Here is a 4,505-nt window from a genome sequence, read left to right as displayed (position 1 = left end):
CTCAAATTCAGGCTCCCCAATCATCTTCGCGCACCATTCTGCCGAGTCTACCTCCGTGGTCCGAAGGAATATCTTGGTTTTTGGAGCAGAGAGGATCGGCTGAGCGAGCTTATTGTAGAAATTTTCGATCTGGTACTTGTTTTGGAACCCCAGTACCAGCCTGGTATTAAATCCTCTGGCCTGGGATGCCGCTTGCTCTAGGAATGAGAGTGATTTTAGAGAAGCTATCTCATCGATGAATAGCCAGGTAGGGGGAGGGGAGTAGCTTTCAGAGAAATCAAGCAACTGCTGGATGAGGATATTAAACCAGATGCTAAAAAGCGGTTGTAGAATCTGCTGATCAGCGGGGCCTGTCCCGCCAATGAATATCCAGCCAGGGCGTTGTTTGACCCACTTTGAAAGGGCAAATGATTTTCTGCTCTCGTTGATGGAGGGGAGCAGTTCTAGGGATTTTCCCATTTGGGTAAGGCTTGCGATCACACCAGCCCGCTGAGGAAAGGCATCCTTTGGGATGTAGTTGGCCTCAATTTCATGTTCAAGTAGCTGATCGATCATGTCAGGATCTCGAAGCCAGTAGAGAAAATCATCCACACTGCCCTGGCATTCCCCGAGCTTGACCAGCAGCTTATCCAGGACATGCCGTGAACTGCTGGTGAAAAACTCATTCTCGTTCCCTGGCTTACAGGGCAGCAGGCTTTCAGCAATCAGCTTTGCCATCTCTGGGCGAGTAATTTCCCGTGATAGGTCCCAGTAGGGGCACTTATCAGAGAATGGGTAGAGCACGGTATCGTTTGGTCTGCCGTGGTTTTTATAGAATTCAAGCTTTGGATCGTAGACTACTGCCCGTTCAGTGTCCCGTAGCCGAATCTGCTGGAGCATGGTGTGAAAGATGGCAGATTTTCCGGTCCCCGTGTCCCCGCAGATGAGGAAGTGTTTGTTCTCATCCGCTTGTTTGATTTTGAGATAGGGGTAGTGGTGCTCATCATTGGCGGTATTTGGAATCGCTATCCCGTCCCCGTTGATAGTTTTCTCAAACTCCCGTGGGGTAACGAGCATGGTACCCCTAACGTGTTTTCTCTTTTTTCGAGTAAGCCATTTTTGACGGAAGCTAAGGAGCGCAACGATGCCAATGGTTCCAACGATGGCAAGTTTAAGAAGAATGGTAATACTCATTTTTTTAGAACATTGTTTTATATAGGCGTTGGTACCTTACCTGATTGCCTTGATGAGTAAAGCGTTGAGCCACTGCGTTAGGGGAAAGGTGCTCACTTGTTGCTCCCACATTCAGACGGGGGGGTTGGGGGCTTGCCCCCATCTCTACACCTTTTTGAAACGCTGTTTTATGTGGTCCAGTTATCAACAGGTGGGGCCTGTGTTCTTAGTGTTCTATAGTGTTCTAGTGTTCAGGGCGAATTCTGTAGTGATATCAAGGGTTTAAGTGCCTAACCTATGAGATTTTGACGCGGACCTATGAGATTTTGACGCGGACCTATGAGATTTTGACGCGGACCTATGAGATTTTGACGGATTGTCCACAGGTAGAAATTTTAAGTTATCCACAGAGCGATAGTGAATATTCTTAGTGTGTTCTCACACAGATTTTTAGAAAAATAGGGTGAGGAATGCGTTTGATTGCTGGGTATTTAGCCCTGAACTATGAGGTTTTGACGTTAACCTATGAGGTTTTGACGGCTGTATGAGTTGAGAATAAAAACTGTTTACGTATCTCATTTCCTGTAATACCTTGCTTTGGGCTATTTGAACTTAGCAAGGAAGAGATGAGGCAAGTAAAGTCAACGGGCAGGCCATTAGATCTTGATGACGATGAACATTGCTCTGTTGTGATGGCAACAGAGACGATGAAGGTTCGGGTTGAAGGTAAGTTTAGGCAGAGAGAGCGTAAGCTCATGATCCTGCTTATTCATTCCGTTTGGGATGATATTGGCAGAAAGCGGATACATGAAGTGGATATAGAACTTGTCAAGCAAGTCTTTAGGGATATTGCGGGTGTTCAGAGCTTCAATAGCTGGCTGTATGAGTATCTCGGTAACCTGGCAAATGTATTAATTACGATTGAGCAAGGGAAGTCTTACGAGTGGATCAGCTTGTTTGCTTCGATTGGCTTTGATGACGATCAGCAAAAGGTCCATTTTGAAATACCAAAGCGTATCGAAACCATCCTCAAAAATCCATCTCAATTTGCCCGTCTCGATACCTACTTTGTTATTGGTCTAAAAGGGAAGTATTCAGTGAGCCTCTACCAGTTCCTGGAATCGAAGGTAAATATGTGGAAGTTCGATCCCACGAAAACCCCTGAAGAACAAGAGCGCTTCTTTCTAGTGGAGCTTGATGAGTTAAGGAAATGGATGGGGATCGATAGTCAATATAAATTATGGGGTGATTTTAATCGTTTTGCCTTAACCCCCGCAGTAGAAGAAATAAATTCAAACCCAATAGCGTCAACATTTACCGTCCGTACAGCAGTAGTTCGAGGTGCACGGAATAAGGTTAAAGCCATTAAGTTTTTTCTAGCCAAGACCCCTGAGCGCCTTCGTATTGAGAAAAAAATCAAGACTACCAAACAGTCTAGGGATAATGCAGTAGAGTCATTAGTTCCGCCGTTTTCCGGGACAGCGATATATGAAAAGGCTAAGGCTATTTCAAACGGCCTTGATGTCTACATACTAGAGAAGGAATGGAGGGCCTATGCGAGGGAGATGAATGAGCCAGTTAAAGACCCTGAACGAGCGTTCTTGGGGTTTGTCAAAATTCGGGCTCGGAGTCGCTAATACGCCTTCCCTCATTGGCTCTATAGGTCAGTTTTACGAGTGCTATGCAGCGCTTCTTGGAACAACAATCCTAGGAATTATCGGTCTGCCTCTCGCAACCTCTACTTCTATAACGTCTTCGGCATCTTCAATTTTTGTTTTTTTTTGTGGTGCGCGTTGCCCGAGGGTGCTTCAAGCAAATACCAGCCAACCTTTCAAGCTTTTTCTGAAGATAGAAAACATCTTTCTAGAAACCTGTTATAGGTTTATTGGTGTTGCTAAAAGAGCGGATGATATTGATATGCCATTGGTAAGTAAGGGGGCTGATGCAGTATCCTCGTTGTCATTCAAAACAAAAGTATTAAATCCCTAATTTCTTAAAGAAAATCTTATTGCGCATATCCGCATCATCAAGCAGTTTGTCCCAGCTTAGTGCTTCCATATACAAATGAATATTAGGCTCATGCCGAAACCAGCCTAACCCATCTGGTAATACCTGAAATGATTGCTCTTCGTGTAACCATTCCTCTACTTTCTTGGATATTTCACAGATTATATATCCATAAAATGGTGTCTTATCTTCAACCTGAATATTTCTACCTTCAGGAGTTTTAAATTCCCCTTTCCGTATTTTATTGACATAGCGCATTATTTGCTGGACAGGATTTTCCTTCCAAGCAGATGGATTAATAAAACTATCTTTACCTGGCTTCTTGAACTCAAAAATAGTAATAGGATTGCTTTTTACATTATCTCCTCTAAATGCAACTCTTTGACCATAATTGATAATATCAGGACGATCAGAATTTCCTTTTAGAGGTAGATCGGATGCTAGATAAGTTGTGAAGTTCAACCTTTCATCGATAATCCATAGATTTTGTTGTTCATATTCGATGGTTTCACTACTTGCCTTTCTTGGAAATATGATGTCGTGCATTAGTCCTTCAGAAGAGTATTTTCCTTCTTTATCTCTCTGAAGACTCTTGCGAAAAATATCCAAGATCAAGCGTCGTGAGGCAACGTAATGAACTAAATCATTTTTACTGTTTTCAGATATTTCATCAACGAGTTCTTGAATTGAAATATCTGAATTTTCAAGATTTGCCTTCTCTAGAACATGAGTAACTTTTTTCTTTTGTTCTACCTCTTTCTTTATTTTTATTTTTTGAAGTTCAATTTCTATATCTTCATCGCTGGCATTATAGGATAAAGACGATAGGTCGAGTTCTTCAACGATTTTTCTATGCCAGGGTGCATCTTGCTCAATGTACTGCGTAACACGATTTTGCTTCTTTTCTTGTCTCACAGTAATTTCTTGACCAATGGCATTTTTGGTAAGCTCAGCAGCTTTTAATTCAATATTACTTTGCTCTATTGTATTCAGAATTTCCTTGTCAGTATTAAATTCAAAACCGCCACGTTCTAGTGAGACATGATCGTCAAGGTACTGACCCAAAACATAGGATTTAACGATGTAATTGCGCTCTTTATTGTTGTTGCCATTTGCCAATTTGTCATAGAATTCATCAATGAATTCGGGAACATAGCTATGTGTTGATACTTCGGTTACCTCTCTTTGGTGGGCAATTAGGCTGATTTTGCTATGTTGACTTCCTGGAGAATATATTTTGAAGATTCGAATCGAAAAGTTCTGTATTCTATCGTCGCTTCCTAATGAAAACTTGTTGTTTTCTATAGAAAGTTCCTGAATCAAGGCGTCTTTTCCGCCAATATACT

4 protein-coding genes are annotated in these 4,505 nt (G+C 42.2%); 2 read left to right on the top strand and 2 right to left on the bottom strand.

The annotated features are described in order from the left end of the window. Positions 1 to 1,173, bottom strand: a 1,173-nt coding sequence (locus tag AAGA18_15850) for a type IV secretion system DNA-binding domain-containing protein (GenBank protein MEM9446814.1), incomplete at its 3' end; no start/stop codon positions are given. 605 nt (positions 1,174 to 1,778) lie between these two features. On the opposite strand from AAGA18_15850, the gene AAGA18_15845 reads away from it, so the two are divergent. Beyond that, on the top strand, positions 1,779 to 2,789 hold the full coding sequence (locus AAGA18_15845; GenBank protein MEM9446813.1) for a replication initiation protein: 1,011 nt from the start codon (positions 1,779 to 1,781) through the stop codon (positions 2,787 to 2,789). Beyond that, positions 2,761 to 3,141 carry a hypothetical protein gene (locus tag AAGA18_15840; protein MEM9446812.1) on the top strand — a complete coding sequence of 127 codons (381 nt, stop codon included), beginning with the start codon at positions 2,761 to 2,763 and terminating at the stop codon, positions 3,139 to 3,141. The genes AAGA18_15845 and AAGA18_15840 overlap by 29 nt, the downstream gene beginning before the upstream one ends. Here the strand turns inward: AAGA18_15840 and AAGA18_15835 are convergent. Further along, positions 3,130 to 4,505 (bottom strand): ATP-binding protein (locus tag AAGA18_15835; protein MEM9446811.1); only part of this gene is annotated, 1,376 nt, incomplete at its 5' end. The genes AAGA18_15840 and AAGA18_15835 overlap by 12 nt on opposite strands.

Source organism: Verrucomicrobiota bacterium (assembly GCA_039192515.1).
In the GTDB taxonomy this organism is placed as follows: domain Bacteria; phylum Verrucomicrobiota; class Verrucomicrobiia; order Methylacidiphilales; family JBCCWR01; genus JBCCWR01.
This window is presented reverse-complemented; position numbering and strand designations above follow the sequence as displayed.

Excerpts from the sequence above, each read along its gene's own strand:
- AAGA18_15845 (MEM9446813.1), top strand. The coding sequence starts at position 1,779 with ATGAGGCAAGTAAAGTCAACGGGCAGGCCATTAGATCTTGATGACGAT.